Raw genomic sequence first — 16,149 nt, 5'->3', positions numbered from 1 at the left:
AAAAGTTACGTGGGGACAACGCGTTAAAGATAAGCTGCCTTAAGTTAAATTTAAGTCTAAAGGTAGATGTTATCAGTGATTTTAATCACGAATGACACTTACGTAATTTGGCTTAGATACGCTGAGCAGATACGTAGCGATCGCCCCCAGCAAAGTCATGAATGATCTGAATTTGAGTGTAATGACCATTGTCTGCGAGTAATTGCGCCACCGCTTCCCCCTGGCCACGCATCATTTCAATGATCCAAATACCACCAGAAATCAGATAATCCGGCGCTTCATTCACCAAAATTCGCAGGTCGGCTAATCCATCTATGCCCCCGTCAAGGGCGCTATGGGGTTCGTGGCGATAAACCTCTGGCTGTAAATCCGGCAGTAGGGCAGCGGGAATATAGGGGGGATTGGAAACCATACCCGCCACCTTACCCCGCAAATGTTGTAGCGGCTCCCACCAACTGCCTTGATAAAACTGAATTCGATCTTGTAATCCGTAGGCGATCGCATTTTTTCGGGCGACCTCAAGGGCGGCGGCACTCTGATCAACCGCATGGATCGTCGCTGCGGGAAAACTGTCGGCCAAACCCAAGGCGATCGCCCCACTGCCCGTTCCTAGATCGACCCAATGACCTGCGTGTAAATCACGATGACTCGCCTGAGCCAGATCAATTAAATATTCCGTTTCGGGTCGAGGGATCAAGACCGCAGGGGAAACAACTAGCTCAAAATTGCGCCAGGGCGTTTTCCCGACGAGATATTGCACCGGGATTTTCTCTTGGCAGCGCCGTTCCCAGAGTCGTGAAAGTTCAACCAAAGACACCTGACTCTGCACAGCTTCCCGAATCCCCAGCCGCAAACTCAACCGATCCACGGTGGTCAGTCCCAGCAGAAACCAATCCACTTCCTCAACAGAAATATCGGTGGCGATCGCCTGGGTTTTGGCCCACTGTCGCCACCGTACTAAATCCTGAGCCGCAATAATCTCACTCAAGAATCAACCGTTCCCAATACCCTATTGTTGTTGCCGTTGCTGCTCAATGACAGCTTGGATCAACTGGGCCGATTCCGTCGAGGGAATTAGGGTCATCGACTCCAAAAATTCCTGCTCCTCTGCCGGTAGATCCTCATCGAGCAGTTTTGCGATAAATACCTCAAGGGGCATTACATTAATACTCAGCTCTTCATCTTCCGGGAAAGCATCTAATTGCTCAAGAATCGGCTGCACTTCAAAGAAAACGGGAATCTCGCCGTTGCCATTGTTGTCATCCCCTGCCAAAGTTGGGAAAGAAACAATATCTTGTCCGTTGGCATCCTTTTCCTGAATCGAGAGGAAAAATAAAGGCACACCGGGGAAGTTTTCCTGTTGCGTCACTTGGGCCGCCGCATTTAACTGCGCCATGGTCGGCAAAAACTTAAAGGTCAAATCTTCTGCTTCATCGCTTTGGGCAAACTGGTAGATCTTATCCAAACCGATGGGAAGAACGTTAGCCTCTTGCCACAGGGCCGCTTGAGCTTCTAGTTCAGCGACAATTTGAGGATCGGCATTGGGTTTTGCCCGTTCCGCATCGAGGAGTCTTTTTGATTCTGTTTGGCGGGCCGCCACGAGGTTTTCGGCATCCGAAAGACTCACAAAAACGCCCGTAACCCCCGACTCGCCACCATTCTGGTCGGTGACTGTCGCAAAAATGGGCTGTCCTTCGTCGTTGATCAGCATATACATCGGAATTGGCCGGAGCTTTTCGACGACGGCTGCCTCAGGGAGCGCCAACACACTGCCATTAACACCTAAGATTGTGCCGGCGATTACCGTGCCCATCAGTAGGGCTTTTTGACCCAAACGAACCAGACTTTTCATAAATAAAACCTCAAACAAAATAACTGCAAGATTAGAAAAATTAATCCTAAAAAAATAAGCCGTCAAAATACTTTGGTTTACGTCTTAGAAATCCCCATTAAAAAAGCGGCAATCTACGCCATGATCTAGATGAACTGGGGTCTCCCATGGATGACAGATGTTGCAGTTTATCAATGTATTCTAGAGACGTGGCTCCGTAAATTGGAGTTCCATTTCGTAAATGTTTATACTCAAGTTCCATTGCAGATAGAAAAGTATCGGCATAGGCTGGCCAACGACTTCGACTCTAACACAAAAAATTCAATTATTCTGGGGCGATCTAGGCTTTTGATTGAAGTGTCTTGGCTGACCTGGGATGGTCAAATTAATGGCGGCGATCGCCACCAGAAAGTCCTAAAACTTAAAAAATCGGGATGACAGGATTCGAACCTGCGGCATCCTACTCCCAAAGCAGGCGCGCTACCAAGCTGCGCTACATCCCGTTACCGTAGTGCTCTATTCTATGACAATTTGCACAAAGAACACAACATTTTTCAATTTCTTTCTGGATTTTTGCCAGGGAAGCTCCCCGGGACACAAAGTCAGCCACCGAGAAATCCTTTGCTGTGGGATCAGTGTGATGGAATTCGAGAGCACGATAGTCCGAAAAGCCACATCGAGAACAGTTCAGGCTTTGCTTGTAGCATCGGAGGTAATCATAAATTTTTTGGCGGCGGGCGTTTTGCAGTTTTTGTTTACATTGCCGACAGCGATGGCGTCGATAGATCTTGTCCTTAACAACGTTAGCAATCTCGAAGTGTGATTCTGGTTGCAGTTGTTGACAATAGCGACATTTTCTTTCCATGGGGCCACTTTAGCTTGGATACCAAAACATCCCTTTAATCCCTTCTGGATCAAGAATAAAACCCAACCGCCGATAAAACTCCACCACCTGGGGATCAGCAAAAAGCGTAATATTGCTAATGTCTGACTCTCGCAGTTTTTTAATAATGAACTGCATCAGACCTTTACCTAAACCTTGGCTCTGGAACTGGGGATGAATCACCACATCCCACACCGTCGCATTGAAAGCACAGTCAGAGGTGGCCCGGGCAAACCCAATGAGACGCCGCCGTTTACTATTGCGCACTTCCCAGACGGTGACCACCAGAAAGCTATGTTGGATCGCTTTGCGGACTTTACGAATCGGGCGTCTGGCCCAACCGACTTGATCACAGAGTTCTTCTAGTTCGTAGAGATCTAGGTCGCGATCTAGGCTAAAGAAAATACGCGGTTGACCAGCAGACTCAAGCTGTGAATCACTGATCTGGACATTTGGAACATCAACGGTGGGATTAAATAGTCGTTTTAGGAAACCCATGCTCATTTTATGGGGGCGATCGCCTCGGATGAAGTCGCAGGACATGACAAATAAATATTCTTGATAATCTTACAAGATCTTTTGCGAAGGCTGACTGTGGGCTGCTGGGGCACTAGGGAGCAGAAAGAGCAAAATTCCTGGAGTACACTGTAGAAAATAAGGGTTATTCGGAGATCACAAACGCATCATCATCTTTATCGTTGAGTATCTTTAGCCCCACTGCCCCCCATTAACTATGGCCGCCACCCTCAAATCTTCTAATTTAGATCTACTGAAACGTTTCAACCGTTCATTTCCCGAATTTTACGAACAATTCGTCAGTAGCGAAGCGCAATTTCAAAATCTTCAGTTAGCCTACCAGCTCTACCGGGCCAAGAAGCCGATTGTTGAGATTAGTCCCGAAGGCAACCGGAGCGTCTTCCAGTTTGCCTACCGAAACCAATCTTTTCTTTTAAGTGATATTTTCGGCATTCTCTTAGCCTACGGTTTGAAGATCCATAGCCTCAGTTTGTATGGGCAGATCCAAGCGCCGATGCTCGTTTTTATTAAGATTAGTCTTGATCGCAATAATCAGCCCCTCGCCCCAAATACCGCCGGAAACGTCTGTCGAGCAGTGCGGGAAGCCCTGGCTGGGCGCTTTGAAGTAGAGGAAATGTTGGCCGTCGAGTTTGATTTTGCAGAGGGGCTCGCCGAGGTGCATACGGAATTTTACATTGACCCTGTTTTCCATCTGCCGACTCTGATCATCGAAGCCAAGGAACAGGAAGGTTTATTGTACCGGGCTATGTATGCGATTTGGCAGGAAGATTTGTTAGTGATTAATGCAAATTTGGTGTCTTGGCGCGGCAATACAAGGCTGATTTTGTATCTTTTTGGCCCCAATGAAAGTGCGATTCCTGAGTATTTAGGTCAACGGATTGCGAGTGATGTGCGCGATCGCCTGCTGCACCTTTCATGATGTCCCTAGACAGGGCAACATGGGAGAACGCTCTTGGGTAAGATAAAGGATGGTAGAACTGTGAGCCCATTGGTAACAAGATTTTATGGCAACAACGGTAATTCGCGATGTGCTCCATGCCTATGACTTTACCTCCAGCGATCGCCCCGCAGATCCTGCCGGAGAAGAGACCGAATATCCCACTCTTGTTTTTATCCATGGTTGGCTCCTGAGTCGCGCCTATTGGCAGCCCCTCATTGATCTTTTAAAACAAGATTATGCCTGTCTCGCCTACGATCTCCGAGGTTTTGGGGAATCTGCTGCTAAGACCCAAGGCGATCGCTACCCAGACCAAGGCTACACCCTCCAAGACTACGGCACCGATTTACAGCATTTACTCGAAACCCTCAACCTCAAAAATGTTTGGCTTGTGGGTCACTCCCTCGGAGGAAGTATTGCCCTGTGGGGGGCCGCCATTTGTCCCGAACGGGTGCGGGGAATCATCTGTATCAATGCTGGGGGGGGCATTTATCTCAAAGAAGACTTTGAAAAGTTTCGCAATGCCGGCCAAAACCTCGTCAAAAATCGCTGGCCTTTCCTGAAACATTTCCCGTTATTGGATTTATTTTTTGCCCGGTTGATGGTGCATCGTCCCCTCTCAAGACAATGGGGAAAACAGAGAATTCATGACTTTCTCCAGGCCGATGTCACTGCCGCCCTCGGCGCTCTCCTCGAAACAACCACCGAACAAGAAGTGCATTATCTACCGCAGTTGGTGGCGCAATTAGGCCAACCGGTTTATTTTTTGGCAGGACAGCAAGATCCCGTCATGGAACTGAAGTATGTGCGCCATTTAGCCAGCTTTCATCCTAGTTTTGGTTGTATGGGCAATAATGTCCGAGAAATTGATCACTGCGGTCATTTAGCGATGGTTGAACAAGTCGTCTCGGTAGAAGAAAATATCCGCAAAATTTTAAATCAATATCACCCCTAAAAAGACTGTAAAAGTGCAGGGAGATTGTCTACAATGCTTAGTAGAGAAATGTTACTGTGCTCTGCCCAAACCTTGGAGAAGCTTATGCTACACCGCAAGATTAACCAAATCTGCAACGACGAAAAAGAAGTTTGTATATTCTTGCGGGATCAACAGCGCTGGATTGAAAATGCAACCATTACAGCGTTTGAGGGAGAAATTCTCACAATCCGTTATGAAACGGAAGAAGATGACGAAATTTCCTCCTGGGAAGAATTAGTGCGCCTAGAAAGCGTCGGTGCCATTACCCAAAAACTCGCCTCGGTGCCGAAGATGGACGTGGAACTGGCGATCGCCGAAGATTGCCCAGAAGCGGAGCAAATTTTCCCCCATTTCCCCGATTCCAAAAACCAAGACTAAATTTCTTCTGACAGATCTGGGGCCTGGGCGATCGCCTGAAACTCTGGACAATACCCCTCTGGTGTCACCTTAAAGCGATGCAGGGGGGATTTTGGTTGTTGGCAGCGCAATCCTTTTTGGAAACGGCAGTTGAGGCAACAATCTAAGTTGTTAAATCGTTGGGCATCGACATTATGGTGCAGCAGTTCCCGCTCGTTAATGCCCCGCAGTACGAGTTCTTCCCCTTGCCAGCGCGCTTCTACCAGGCCCGTATCCGCAAAGGTTTGCCAGCGGGGATCATCGTTGAGGCTATTGGGCAAACTGATGGTGATCCAAGCTCCCACTTCATTGATTTCCCCTTCGTATTCTGTGCTGTGGGGGCCTGCTGGTTGGATAAAAGTGGCCCCAATGGGCAACTCAACTAACTTGCCAGCGGCGGGACAATGGAGTTGGTAGCGGCTTTGGAGTTCTTCGAGGGCGGTGAGATCCTCTAGGTCTTGGGAAGAACCGTGGAAAAAGACAACGTGTTGGGGCCGCAAGTTATGGATTAACTGGGTGGTATTGCGACCGTCGCTGTGTTCGGCAAGGAGATAGGTTTCGATTTGGACGTGCTTTTTAGGGGCGATCGCCGCGAGGGGAGGCGCTTCAATGTCTAACCAAACCCCCGGATGTTCCGGTAATAGGAGTAAACAAGAACATTCCTCTGCCTCACAATACTTGGCGAAATCATTGGTGTAATCGGTGATGATCACATGGTTGCCCTGGCGTAGATCTGGATATTCACCAGGGGCGAGGCGGTGCATCCGGGGATACACCCGGTCATCCCAAAAGAGAGCTTGGTGACGGGCAAAATTTTGCACTGGATTTGGCAGTTCGGGCAAAATCTCTAGATACAAATCACAACCACGGGCCACTTGGCCTTCCACCCAAATATCGACTTTTTTGCCGGTAAATTGGTGATGCGATCGCAGTAATTTCAAGATTTCTTGGCCGAGGCCGAGGCGCGGTACCGGCAAAATCACCGATTGACCAGCGTCTAGGGCGTCGAGAATCCGTTGGGTGAGATATTTTTCCTGTTGACGGCGGTGGGGATGACGCATGGTGCCATAGCTACCCTCGATGATCAACACATCGGGCTGGAGACCCCGCAGGGCCTCGATGGATAAGCCATTCACCAACTGAAAATGGGAAACGGAAAAATCCCCCGTATAAAATACCGTGTAATCTCGCTCTGGGGTATGGAGCGTAAACAAGGCCGCCGCCGCCCCTGGTAAATGTCCAGCGGGGAAAAGTTGCAGGGTTAAATTTTTCGCAATTTCTACGGGCGATCGCCAGGGCAGCACTTGACCCAACTCAGCGGGAACTTTTGTCCCAGGCCAATTGAGGGGCAACAATGCTTGGGTCGCGGCACTGAGATAAATGGGGACTGCGGGAAAATGGCGATGTAGAGCGAGAATTCCTTCAGCGTGATCCCGGTGGGCATGGCTGCAAAAAACAGCATCGGGCATTTTGTCCTGGGCCAAAAAATGCTCAAAATCCTTGACACCACAGTCGAGGAGCAGTTGATAAGGCCCCAATGTCAGAAGCAGACAAACACCTTCTGCTTGTTGGCCAGTGGCGTAGGGCAGGCAGGATAATTGGGGCAAATCAGGCGCGACGGCAGGGGGCATTGGGCACAAAAAATCCTAGAATCCCAAGGAGGCGATCGCCGCAGGAGATCCTAGAGTATCTCAACGAACAATAAAAGACATAGTTAAGGGAACTTGTGGCGAAACTCCCAAAAAAATGTGGGTAGGGGCATTAGTGGGCAGAACCATTGCCATGGTAATCATCGGAATCATAAAAACCATTTTGGGTACCGAAAAAGAGACAAGCCACGGTAAAGACACCAGTCAAAGCCAATAAAAGTAATTTGATATCCATAGGGTTAGGGTAACTGTACATTCAGTTTCATCATAGCGATTTTTCCAGAGAGCGGAAATTAACTTTTGTGGCGGCAAAATCTGCTATTTTATCGGAAATTTTTGGATTTTACGGAATTTTGACCCATGGCACCAGGCTGTATCCTTCGGGAAATTTACGGGTGAGTTTCAAGGCGATCGCCACAGGCAGAATTTTCGCGGGTACCATTGGCCCAAACTTGGTAGTCACGCACTAACTGGTCAAGGAGTTGCCCCTTGATGCGTTGGAGAATTTCCCGCAAAAGGCGATCGCCCGTTTTTTTCACCAGTGCTTTGGGGGTAAACCAGAGGGGCGGCGGCAATTCGAGTTTAACCTGGAGATCCGCTTCACCTTCGAGTAACCATTGCTCCTGTTCATCGGCGATGGGTTGTAACCGACCAGTCACATCGAGTTTAAAGCCCTTCATAAAGGGTTCTAGACCCCGCAACTGGTAGTCCAAACTTTTGATATGGACTTGGTAGTGGCGATCGCACCAAATTTTCAAGGTCACAATGGGCTGAAATTTGTACAGATCTAAAAAACCAATGGGCCGCATTTTGAGTTGGTATTGATCCGGGGCAATTTTTTCGGTGCGTTCCGGATCGGCGATCGCCCCCACCAGACAATCAATGTCTTGGAGATACTCTTGAATCGGACGGGGTGCCTCTGGTACGGAGAGGGCAACAACTTCGAGAGCTTGGAAGCGGATGGCCATAGTAAAGTTTTGTTCCTAAAATTTTGTAGTCAACATCGAATCAATAGAAACCCTGGTTTTGCCCCCAAAAAGCACCCCAGAAAATTTCAAAAAACGCTCAAAATTGCCTAGAGACGCCGGTTTTTTAGGGATATGTAACGCAACGTAAACTTATATCACCTTTTCGCCAAGGGACTTCTAGCCCTGCGGTAAACTAACCCATAATCCAGAATGCTGACATAATCAAACCACATTCTTGTAGGAGTTAACACTCAATGTCTCATAGCGTTAAAATTTACGACACTTGCATTGGCTGCACCCAGTGCGTCCGTGCCTGTCCCCTTGATGTCCTAGAGATGGTTCCTTGGGATGGCTGCAAAGCGGGTCAGATCGCATCTTCTCCTAGAACGGAAGATTGCGTTGGTTGTAAGCGGTGTGAAACTGCTTGCCCCACCGACTTTCTCAGTATCCGGGTTTACCTCGGTGCCGAGACAACTCGTAGTATGGGTCTGGCCTACTAAACTCGCCCATTTAACACAAGCCTTTTTGTATTGGGTTATATTAAAACACTATCCCATTAACGTTTTCAACCATTCTGGTCATTTCCGGAGAGGCATTTTAGTCCTCTCTTTTTTTTATTGTCCGCTACATTATATTTGTTTCGCCATTAGAGTGCGGCGATCCGCGTGGGTGGCGATCGCCATGGGTCAGACTTGTTCAGGATTAAGTTCTATTTTTTAAAAACAATCAGGAGTAAATTAACCAATCCAGTTAATTTCTGTGGGATTAGTCTCCTTGGCCGTGTTTAGGGTCTCTTTAGAGAGTGGGGGTTGAGTCGCTTTCGCGTTGGGCTGCTGGGCGAGAGATGTTTTGGGATGATGGGTGGTCTGCCAAAATCGGCGATCGCCAACATGTTGATTTAGGATACGACGCAGGAAAAAATTCAAGGTTTTCTGGGGAATATAACCTTTCAACACCGCTAAACTGCCGAATAACATATGGTTTAGCCGTTGCTCATCAAGAATTAGAGCGAGCTGCTCGGTGGTCAGTAAATCCGCTTCAAGTAAATAATCACCAAGCCGTTTGCTATCAATTAAGATCAACTCCTGTTTAGCATACTTTGCAAAAAAATCAGCCGTGGGTTGACGAATCCAGCCCCGCAAAGTCAAAATTTCACCAAATTTTAAATCACTATAAATTTGCTGATCAAAAAGAGCCGTTTGTAATTGGGCTTCAGAAATTAAGCCTGCATCTTCAAGGACTTCGCCGATCAACTGAATTTTCGGACCATTGTTGGTAGATGCTGCATTCATAAGCGTTATTTCAACCTACTGTGACGATGCAAGAACAATACTTTACAGACCCAGTGATACTCATTGCCGTTAAAGGATTGCTCTTTTATTTTTTATTTTCCCCATAGAAATATAACTAGACATCTATTGTTTTAATTGGGACGCTACAGTACCTATTTTGTTCAATCTTAATGCAATCATAAGTGATGAATGTTAATTTCGACTCCTACTTTCGCCATAGACAAGATGATCAATTTTTTATCTGCGAAAATTGTCGCAATTTTGATCTGTATTTAATCATTCTCTGCTCAGAGACAGAAGCACTGGAATAAATATAAATACTTAATGATTTTTTGAGTCTTGCTTCATTAAAAATCAAAATTCTGACATTGCCATGGGCGAAAAGGCTGAACAGCAAAAGGCGATCGCCTCCGCCCTGTAGAAAAAAAGAGCAGTGATCTCAAGCTGGATATTTAACTGGCAGAGCAAATCTCTAGGGGATAATCAAGACCGGACAAGGAGAAAGATTTGTAACTTTGCTCGTGACACTTTCGGCGACTCCTTCTTGGGTTAAGCCCATACCCCGACAGCCCATCACGATTAAATCAGCCTCAATTTCATCGGCCACATCACAAATGGTGAAAGATGGCATCCCTTCCCGTTCAATGATCTCCGCTTCGATCCCCGCTTGGGCAAAGAGATCATGGGCTCCCTGGAGGAGCTTCGCCACCGCTTCTTCGGAATTCATCACCCCCTGGCGTTCCTCTGGCTCTGTCGGTTCGACCACGGAGAGCAGGACTAAACGACTTTGGAAAGATTTCACAAGCTGAATCACTGTCTCCGCTGCTTCACGGGCTTCACGACTTTTATCAACGGGAAAAAGAATGGTTTTAAACATGGTAGCTCTACCTCCTAGACACAGGCTCCGGTAAAATCTGCATGGAGATATTTTTCTGGATTTGGAACTCTAGTTCAATTTTCTCGGAAAAATGGTCTTCTTCTGATGACAAGATGACAGAACTTTATAAAAAGCAAGCATTTGGAGGATCTTAATTGTGGCTAAGAAATCAGTTGCAAATTTAACAGAGGCAGATTTAAACGGAAAGCGCGTGTTTGTCCGGGTTGATTTTAATGTACCCCTCAATGAGAGTGGTGTAATCACTGACGATACCCGGATTCGGGCAGCACTCCCCACCATCAAATATTTGACTGAGAAAGGTGCCAAGGTAATTCTTGGGAGCCACATGGGTCGTCCGAAGGGTCAGGTGGTTGATTCGATGCGCTTAACGCCTGTGGCCGCTCGTTTGTCTGAATTGTTGGGCCAATCTGTCACCAAGTGTGATGATTGCGTTGGAGATGCCGTGAACCAGGCGATCGCCAACCTCGGCAATGGTCAAGTGGCGTTACTAGAAAACCTCCGCTTTAACCCCGGCGAAGAAAAGAATGATCCCGAATTTGCCAAGCAACTCGCGGCCAATGCAGACATCTATGTCAACGATGCGTTCGGGACGGCTCACCGTGCCCATGGTTCCACCGAAGGCGTCACCCACCATGTTGAAACTTCCGTTGCGGGTCTTTTGATCGAAAAAGAACTCCAGTTCCTCAAGGGCGCCATCGAAGCCCCCAAACGTCCCCTCGTGGCGATTGTTGGCGGTTCTAAGGTATCCAGCAAAATTGGCGTCATTGAAACCCTCCTCGAAAAGTGCGACAAGCTTTTGATCGGCGGCGGGATGATCTTTACGTTCTATAAAGCTCAAGGGAAATCCGTCGGTGGTTCCCTCGTCGAAGATGACAAGATCGATTTGGCAAAGAGCTTAATGGAAAAGGCCCAAGGGAAAATTTTGTTGCCCACTGACGTGGTTGTCGCAGACAAGTTTGCCCCCGATGCTGAAGCTAAAACTGTCAGCGTTGACGCAATTCCCGATGGCTGGATGGGTCTCGACATTGGTGCCGATTCTGTGAAGGTCTTCCAAGAAGCTCTTGATGGCTGTGGTACAGCGATCTGGAATGGCCCAATGGGGGTATTCGAGTTCGATAAATTTGCCGTGGGTACCGAGGCGATCGCCAAGACTCTTGCTGGTGCGACTGAAACTGGTACGGTCACGATTATTGGGGGTGGAGACTCCGTTGCGGCCGTCGAAAAAGTTGGTGTTGCAGACAAAATGAGTCACATTTCCACAGGTGGTGGTGCCAGCCTCGAACTGCTCGAAGGAAAAGAGCTTCCCGGTATTGTTGCCCTCGATGATGCCTAAACTTTTAACCGTTCTTTTGCTCTAACAAATACCCCTCTAGCTCAATTTAGGGGGGCTTTTTTACAGAGAATTTTCCGAGAATGTTAAGCCTGTGGGACATCCTCCAGGGCAAATTGCACCAGGCGATCCACCAATTGAGGGAAGGGAACACCGCTCTGTTGCCACAATTGCGGGTACATACTCAGGGCTGTAAACCCAGGCAGGGTATTAATTTCGTTAATTAACACCGTCTGGGTCGCTTCTACATAGAAAAAATCCACCCGGGCAATGCCACGGCAATCAAGAGCTTGGAAGGCTTTAATGGCGAGTTCTTGAATTTGTTGGGCGATCGCCCCTGGGATCTCAGCAGGAATGTGCATACTAGATTGCCCGTCAGTGTACTTCGTTTCGTAGTCGTAGAAATCACTGTCAAAGCGAATTTCCCCCACCACCGAAGCTTTGGGCTGATCATTTCCTAGGACGGCACATTCTACCTCGCGGGCCGTTACCCCAGCTTCAACAATAAGCCGACGGTCATATTCCGCCGCGAGATCCAGCGCTTTTTCCAGTTCGTCACGGGTGCGCACTTTACTAATTCCCACGGAAGATCCCAGATTTGCGGGTTTGACAAACATCGGGTAACTCAACTGAGCTTCAATTTTGTCGCAGACCTTTGGGAAAACACAGGGGCCAGACCAGACTTCAGAACGCAACACGCCCACATAATCCACCTGGGCTAAACCTGCTTGGGCAAAGACCATTTTCATCGCCAGCTTATCCATACCTGCCGCCGAACCGAGCACTTTACTCCCCACAAAGGGCTTTTCCACGAGGGTCAGCAGGCCTTGGAGGGTGCCATCTTCCCCATTGGGCCCGTGGACAATGGGAAACCACACATCAATGCTGGGGGCCGCTGGGGGAAATTGCCAGCGACTGGCCGGATCAACGGTTTCTACGGGGAGGGCTTTTCCGGCAGTGAGTACCTGTTGGGAAATCTCTGGGTCGTGCCAAATACCATTACGGTCGATGTAAAACGGGAGGAGTTCGTATTTGTCGGGGTTATCTTCCTGGGTAAAGGCTTTGGCGATCGCCGCCGCTGAAACGATGGAAACATCATGCTCCCCAGATTTTCCGCCAAACAATAAACCAACCCGTTGCCGTGCCATCACGTTCTCCACCATAGATATCGGGATCATTATAGGGGCAAGAGGACGCCGCGAATGGCAAAATCGAGCAGTTCCATCGGATGCCACAGGGGAATCGTTTGTCCTTGCTGCTGGAGATGGTTTTGGATTTGCAGACTACAGCCTGGATTCGCCGAGGCGATCGCCTTCGCCCCAGTATTTAGTAAATTTCTGGCTTTGCGTTCTCCCAGTTCGGCAGCAATTTTCGGTTGAAGGAGGTTAAATACCCCGGCACTGCCGCAGCAAAGATTATGTTCAGCGGGTTCCCGGAGCTGCACATGGGGAATTTGTCGGAGTAGATCGCGCGGTTGGACAGAAATTTTTTGGCCATGGAGCAGGTGGCAAGCGTCCTGATAGACCAGGGGAAAAGCTTCGGATGTTAAAGGATTTAAAGGAGTTGTTAGTCCCACCGTCGCGAGAAATTCCTGAGCATCGCGCACTTTAGCGGCAAAATCCTGGGCCTTTTGGGCGTAGTCTGGGTCATCTTGCAAAATTCGCCCATATTCCTTAAGGGTGTGGCCACAACCGGCAGCATTGATAATGATGTAATCGAGGTCTTGATCGGCAAAACTATCGATCATCTGCCGCGCGAGTTCTTGGGCTTGTGCCGTTTGTCCCTGGTGGGCCGGAAGCGCCGCACAACATCCCTGACCATGGGGAATCACCACTTCACAGCCATTGGCCGTTAAGACCCGCGCCGTTGCTTCATTCACCGGAGAAAAGAACAACCGTTGGACACAGCCCAGCACCATGCCAACGCGATACCGTTTTTCCCCCTGGGCTGGAATTAGGGTGGGTAATACTTTTTTGCTAGCCTGGAGATTAACTTTAGGCAGAATCAACTCCATCGCCGCCAGTCGAGGTATGAGTTTGAGAATCCCCAGTTTACGAACGAGCCATTGCAGACCCGAATTTTGATAAACCCACAACAATGGCAGCAGCAGTTTTAGGCGCAAAGGATAGGGAAACAGATTAAAAATCAGCCACCGAAATAGGCGATCGCCGAGGCTTCTGGTGTAGTTGCGCTCAATTTGCGCCCGCATCGAGGCCAGCAGTTCGTCATAACGGACTCCCGACGGACAAGCCGAAGTACAGGCCAAACACCCCAGACAACTGTCGAAATGTTGTACCGTCGCGCTGTTAATTTCTGCCTCCCCTTTGGCGATCGCATCCATTAGATAAATGCGGCCCCGGGGAGAATCCATCTCCGAGCCGAGCACCCGATAGCTCGGACAGGTATCCAAACAAAAGCCACAATGCACGCAACTATCGATCACTCCCTGTTCTGGGGGAAGCTGCGGGTCAAAACCACCTAATTTTGTGTCAGAAAGGGTCATTGCTCGTCCAAAAACTGCCTCAGATCACTATAAAAGTTTGCGGCTCCGAGAAAAAACCTCCCAGGATAGGGAGGCGGAAAATCAACATAATTCGTAACGTCTAAAGGCTTAATGGGTAATCCTTTAAGATGAAAACTTAACGGTTTCGGGGGAAAACGTAGCCAACTCCTAGGGTAAGGCCCACATCTGTATCATCGGAAAAACCGACATTAAGCCCCACATTTCCGACAAAATCCCGTGAGAAACGGTAGTCAAAGCCGCCAGTGGCCAAGAAATCTGTATCGCCAGAATCTGTGACGATGCCGCCGCCAACATAGGGATTGACGCGTCCCCGACCAGCAAAGTCATAGGTGATTGGTAGCGTCACAGAAGTATCATCCCCGAAATTGACGCCAGGGCGGAAGGATAAATTGTTCAGAATCGCGATTTTACTAATGACCGTGACCCCATCATCGGCAACACTACGATCGGGATCTGTTAAACCGACATTGCCAGCAACGCCAATGTAACTGTATTGATTCGTGGGAGTGATTTGGGCCTGAGCTGCACCGGCAGTGAGCATAACGCTACCGAGGCTAAGTAAAGCAATTATTTTTTTCATGGTTGAGCACTCCTCAAAACGCTTGAAACTTACTTGAAAAAATCTCGCTTAGGAGACAGAAATCAAGGGTTTACCAAGTTTCTTTACATCTCCATTGTAGGATTTCCATTCAGGAATTGGGTTTCTAGTGGAGAAGGACTGCTCTATTCGGGGGTAACGCTGTCCCGTTGCCAGGCACCATAGCGTCCGGCGTAGAAGGAAAGAATCGCTTCAATTTGTTGGCGATCGCCTTGGGGAAGATCCGCCGGATAACGTAGATGCATTTCCCCAATTTGACTGTGGAAATAATTAAATTTTGGCGATCGCCGCAACTCTAATTCCACCTGTACTTGGGGCACCTGTTGCAGATGGGCTGCCACCTCCCGATAAATAGCCAGGGGCAGATCCTCCCGCCGTAAACGTTCTGTGATCAGTTCTGTTACAGTGCTCGGAGTTGTCACAATCGCTATCCTTTTCTGCGTCAATCTTTAGGAGCATTGTACCGTTTTGTCTGTTCCCCCTGGGGCAATATTTCAAGGGTGGTTGGCTTGTTTTTTGAATAAACTTAACTTTCTTCTAGGGTTGGAACAGTGCGTTCTCCAGGATTACTCGCCACCGAAGTCTCATTGAGCTTTTTCTGAATCGTCATGCCGTACTGCTCCAGAGTGACAACGGGAACGCCCCGATTAAAGGCGATCGCTTTTACGAGCACCTGACCATTAGCGACGTAGTCTCCTACCTTCACATAGCGGCTAAAACGCTCATCGGGAGATTCCACCATCACATAATCAGTGCCATTGATCTGTACGACCCCTGTCACTTTAGTGTTATTCGCCGCAGTGGGTTCTGGTAGGGATGGGAGAATGGGGCTAAAGTCCAGAGGTGGTGGTGGGGCGATCGCCACGCTCCCAGGAGCTGTACCAGGGGTGGTTTGTCCAGGAGTGCCAGCGCCATTGGCCGTGCCAGGGGCACCCGGTTGTGCACCAGAAGTAGTTGGTGTCGGAGCTGGGGGAGGTGCTAAAGTCACCTGGGGCGCAAGGGAAAGATCCGCAAAGGGATCGGGGCGGCCTTCTGTGGTAGCCCGACGACGGGCATCAGGGTCAGTGGATGGGATCAGCACAGAAGACAATGTTTCTGTTGTCGGGGGGGCAAACAATTCAGCGTCTGGCTCCGGAGCGGGAGTCGGTGCTGTGGTTTGGGGGGTTTCCGGGGTCGGTTCGTCACCGCCACCACCGGGCAATAGAGAGCAACTCCCGAGCGTTAAACCCACGGCAACAAGGGGCAACAACAGAAATACTTGACGCATGGCGGAAACCTCGACACAAAATGCTGGGGTAGGGGGTGGATGAAAATGAAGTTTTAAAAAGTT

Annotated in this window: 18 protein-coding genes and 1 tRNA gene; 5 read left to right on the top strand and 14 right to left on the bottom strand. The window is 48.8% G+C overall.

Translation table 11 applies throughout. The features are described 5' to 3' along the window. Positions 1-112: 112 nt before the first annotated feature. The 4 genes from prmC to AWQ23_RS08175 all read right to left on the bottom strand — a co-directional run bounded on the left by prmC (position 113) and on the right by AWQ23_RS08175 (position 3,212). Complete coding sequence (prmC, locus tag AWQ23_RS08200) at positions 113-988, bottom strand: peptide chain release factor N(5)-glutamine methyltransferase (RefSeq protein ID WP_062434266.1); 876 nt, start codon at positions 986-988, stop codon at positions 113-115. A 21-nt stretch (positions 989-1,009) separates the two neighbouring features. Further along, on the bottom strand, positions 1,010-1,852 hold the full coding sequence (locus tag AWQ23_RS08195; RefSeq protein ID WP_099238604.1) for a Tic22 family protein: 843 nt from the start codon (positions 1,850-1,852) through the stop codon (positions 1,010-1,012). 408 nt (positions 1,853-2,260) lie between these two features. Further along, a tRNA-Pro gene (locus AWQ23_RS08185) sits at positions 2,261-2,334 on the bottom strand. A gap of 371 nt (positions 2,335-2,705) precedes the next feature. Beyond that, entirely contained in the window at positions 2,706-3,212 is a 507-nt protein-coding gene (locus tag AWQ23_RS08175; protein WP_030007011.1) for a GNAT family N-acetyltransferase, read from the bottom strand. 235 nt (positions 3,213-3,447) lie between these two features. Here AWQ23_RS08175 and AWQ23_RS08170 point away from each other — a divergent pair, with 235 nt between their 5' ends. The 3 genes from AWQ23_RS08170 (at position 3,448) to AWQ23_RS08160 (ending at position 5,542) form a co-directional block, all read left to right on the top strand. Then, complete coding sequence (locus tag AWQ23_RS08170; RefSeq protein WP_062434260.1) at positions 3,448-4,170, top strand: hypothetical protein; 723 nt, start codon at positions 3,448-3,450, stop codon at positions 4,168-4,170. Positions 4,171-4,255: 85 nt separating this feature from the next. Next, the gene (locus AWQ23_RS08165) at positions 4,256-5,143 is read left to right on the top strand and encodes an alpha/beta fold hydrolase (RefSeq protein ID WP_062434258.1); all 888 of its coding nucleotides are present in this window, start codon (positions 4,256-4,258) and stop codon (positions 5,141-5,143) included. An 84-nt stretch (positions 5,144-5,227) separates the two neighbouring features. Then, a complete protein-coding gene (locus AWQ23_RS08160; RefSeq protein ID WP_012307207.1) occupies positions 5,228-5,542 on the top strand; it encodes a DUF6679 family protein in 315 nt (104 codons plus the stop codon). Here the strand turns inward: AWQ23_RS08160 and AWQ23_RS08155 are convergent. From AWQ23_RS08155 to AWQ23_RS08150, 3 genes are all read right to left on the bottom strand, one after another. Beyond that, a complete protein-coding gene (locus tag AWQ23_RS08155) occupies positions 5,539-7,191 on the bottom strand; it encodes an MBL fold metallo-hydrolase (RefSeq protein WP_062434255.1) in 1,653 nt (550 codons plus the stop codon). The genes AWQ23_RS08160 and AWQ23_RS08155 overlap by 4 nt on opposite strands. 130 nt (positions 7,192-7,321) lie before the next feature. Beyond that, positions 7,322-7,444 (bottom strand): membrane protein, encoded by a 123-nt coding sequence (locus AWQ23_RS16445; protein ID WP_041443506.1) that lies wholly within the window; start codon positions 7,442-7,444, stop codon positions 7,322-7,324. A gap of 154 nt (positions 7,445-7,598) precedes the next feature. Next, complete coding sequence (locus AWQ23_RS08150) at positions 7,599-8,177, bottom strand: DUF1997 domain-containing protein (RefSeq protein ID WP_012307204.1); 579 nt, start codon at positions 8,175-8,177, stop codon at positions 7,599-7,601. Between the two features lie 254 nt (positions 8,178-8,431). On the opposite strand from AWQ23_RS08150, the gene psaC reads away from it, so the two are divergent. Then, positions 8,432-8,677 (top strand): photosystem I iron-sulfur center protein PsaC, encoded by a 246-nt coding sequence (gene psaC, locus AWQ23_RS15760; RefSeq protein ID WP_012307203.1) that lies wholly within the window; start codon positions 8,432-8,434, stop codon positions 8,675-8,677. A 237-nt stretch (positions 8,678-8,914) separates the two neighbouring features. Here psaC and AWQ23_RS08145 read toward each other — a convergent pair whose 3' ends face one another. Together AWQ23_RS08145 and AWQ23_RS08140 are read right to left on the bottom strand one after the other, a co-directional pair. Further along, positions 8,915-9,469, bottom strand: coding sequence for a hypothetical protein (locus tag AWQ23_RS08145; protein WP_062434252.1), 555 nt, complete (start codon positions 9,467-9,469; stop codon positions 8,915-8,917). Positions 9,470-9,941: 472 nt separating this feature from the next. Further along, complete coding sequence (locus AWQ23_RS08140) at positions 9,942-10,346, bottom strand: universal stress protein (protein ID WP_012307201.1); 405 nt, start codon at positions 10,344-10,346, stop codon at positions 9,942-9,944. Between the two features lie 157 nt (positions 10,347-10,503). On the opposite strand from AWQ23_RS08140, the gene AWQ23_RS08135 reads away from it, so the two are divergent. Then, positions 10,504-11,700, top strand: a complete 1,197-nt coding sequence (locus AWQ23_RS08135; protein WP_062434249.1) for a phosphoglycerate kinase — start codon at positions 10,504-10,506, stop codon at positions 11,698-11,700. A gap of 83 nt (positions 11,701-11,783) precedes the next feature. On the opposite strand, the gene AWQ23_RS08130 is transcribed toward AWQ23_RS08135, so the two are convergent. The 5 genes from AWQ23_RS08130 to AWQ23_RS08110 form a co-directional block, all read right to left on the bottom strand. Next, on the bottom strand, positions 11,784-12,845 hold the full coding sequence (locus tag AWQ23_RS08130; protein ID WP_062434246.1) for a D-alanine--D-alanine ligase family protein: 1,062 nt from the start codon (positions 12,843-12,845) through the stop codon (positions 11,784-11,786). A gap of 29 nt (positions 12,846-12,874) precedes the next feature. Next, the gene (locus AWQ23_RS08125; RefSeq protein WP_062434243.1) at positions 12,875-14,200 is read right to left on the bottom strand and encodes a (Fe-S)-binding protein; all 1,326 of its coding nucleotides are present in this window, start codon (positions 14,198-14,200) and stop codon (positions 12,875-12,877) included. A gap of 136 nt (positions 14,201-14,336) precedes the next feature. Next, complete coding sequence (locus AWQ23_RS08120) at positions 14,337-14,801, bottom strand: hypothetical protein (RefSeq protein ID WP_157072204.1); 465 nt, start codon at positions 14,799-14,801, stop codon at positions 14,337-14,339. A 143-nt stretch (positions 14,802-14,944) separates the two neighbouring features. After that, positions 14,945-15,241 carry a hypothetical protein gene (locus AWQ23_RS08115; RefSeq protein WP_232308873.1) on the bottom strand — a complete coding sequence of 99 codons (297 nt, stop codon included), beginning with the start codon at positions 15,239-15,241 and terminating at the stop codon, positions 14,945-14,947. Between the two features lie 104 nt (positions 15,242-15,345). After that, positions 15,346-16,086, bottom strand: coding sequence for a hypothetical protein (locus AWQ23_RS08110; protein WP_062434237.1), 741 nt, complete (start codon positions 16,084-16,086; stop codon positions 15,346-15,348). Between the last annotated feature and the right edge of the window lie 63 nt (positions 16,087-16,149).

It is taken from the genome of Picosynechococcus sp. PCC 73109, from assembly GCF_001521855.1.
Taxonomy (GTDB): Bacteria; Cyanobacteriota; Cyanobacteriia; order Cyanobacteriales; family MRBY01; genus MRBY01.
This window is presented reverse-complemented; position numbering and strand designations above follow the sequence as displayed.

Excerpts from the sequence above, each read along its gene's own strand:
- AWQ23_RS08195 (WP_099238604.1), bottom strand. The coding sequence starts at position 1,852 with ATGAAAAGTCTGGTTCGTTTGGGTCAAAAAGCCCTACTGATGGGCACG.
- AWQ23_RS08175 (WP_030007011.1), bottom strand. The coding sequence starts at position 3,212 with ATGGGTTTCCTAAAACGACTATTTAATCCCACCGTTGATGTTCCAAAT.
- AWQ23_RS08170 (WP_062434260.1), top strand. The coding sequence starts at position 3,448 with ATGGCCGCCACCCTCAAATCTTCTAATTTAGATCTACTGAAACGTTTC.
- AWQ23_RS08165 (WP_062434258.1), top strand. The coding sequence starts at position 4,256 with ATGGCAACAACGGTAATTCGCGATGTGCTCCATGCCTATGACTTTACC.
- AWQ23_RS08160 (WP_012307207.1), top strand. The coding sequence starts at position 5,228 with ATGCTACACCGCAAGATTAACCAAATCTGCAACGACGAAAAAGAAGTT.
- AWQ23_RS08155 (WP_062434255.1), bottom strand. The coding sequence starts at position 7,191 with ATGCCCCCTGCCGTCGCGCCTGATTTGCCCCAATTATCCTGCCTGCCC.
- AWQ23_RS16445 (WP_041443506.1), bottom strand. The coding sequence starts at position 7,444 with ATGGATATCAAATTACTTTTATTGGCTTTGACTGGTGTCTTTACCGTG.
- AWQ23_RS08150 (WP_012307204.1), bottom strand. The coding sequence starts at position 8,177 with ATGGCCATCCGCTTCCAAGCTCTCGAAGTTGTTGCCCTCTCCGTACCA.
- psaC (WP_012307203.1), top strand. The coding sequence starts at position 8,432 with ATGTCTCATAGCGTTAAAATTTACGACACTTGCATTGGCTGCACCCAG.
- AWQ23_RS08145 (WP_062434252.1), bottom strand. The coding sequence starts at position 9,469 with ATGAATGCAGCATCTACCAACAATGGTCCGAAAATTCAGTTGATCGGC.
- AWQ23_RS08140 (WP_012307201.1), bottom strand. The coding sequence starts at position 10,346 with ATGTTTAAAACCATTCTTTTTCCCGTTGATAAAAGTCGTGAAGCCCGT.
- AWQ23_RS08130 (WP_062434246.1), bottom strand. The coding sequence starts at position 12,845 with ATGGCACGGCAACGGGTTGGTTTATTGTTTGGCGGAAAATCTGGGGAG.
- AWQ23_RS08125 (WP_062434243.1), bottom strand. The coding sequence starts at position 14,200 with ATGACCCTTTCTGACACAAAATTAGGTGGTTTTGACCCGCAGCTTCCC.
- AWQ23_RS08120 (WP_157072204.1), bottom strand. The coding sequence starts at position 14,801 with ATGAAAAAAATAATTGCTTTACTTAGCCTCGGTAGCGTTATGCTCACT.
- AWQ23_RS08110 (WP_062434237.1), bottom strand. The coding sequence starts at position 16,086 with ATGCGTCAAGTATTTCTGTTGTTGCCCCTTGTTGCCGTGGGTTTAACG.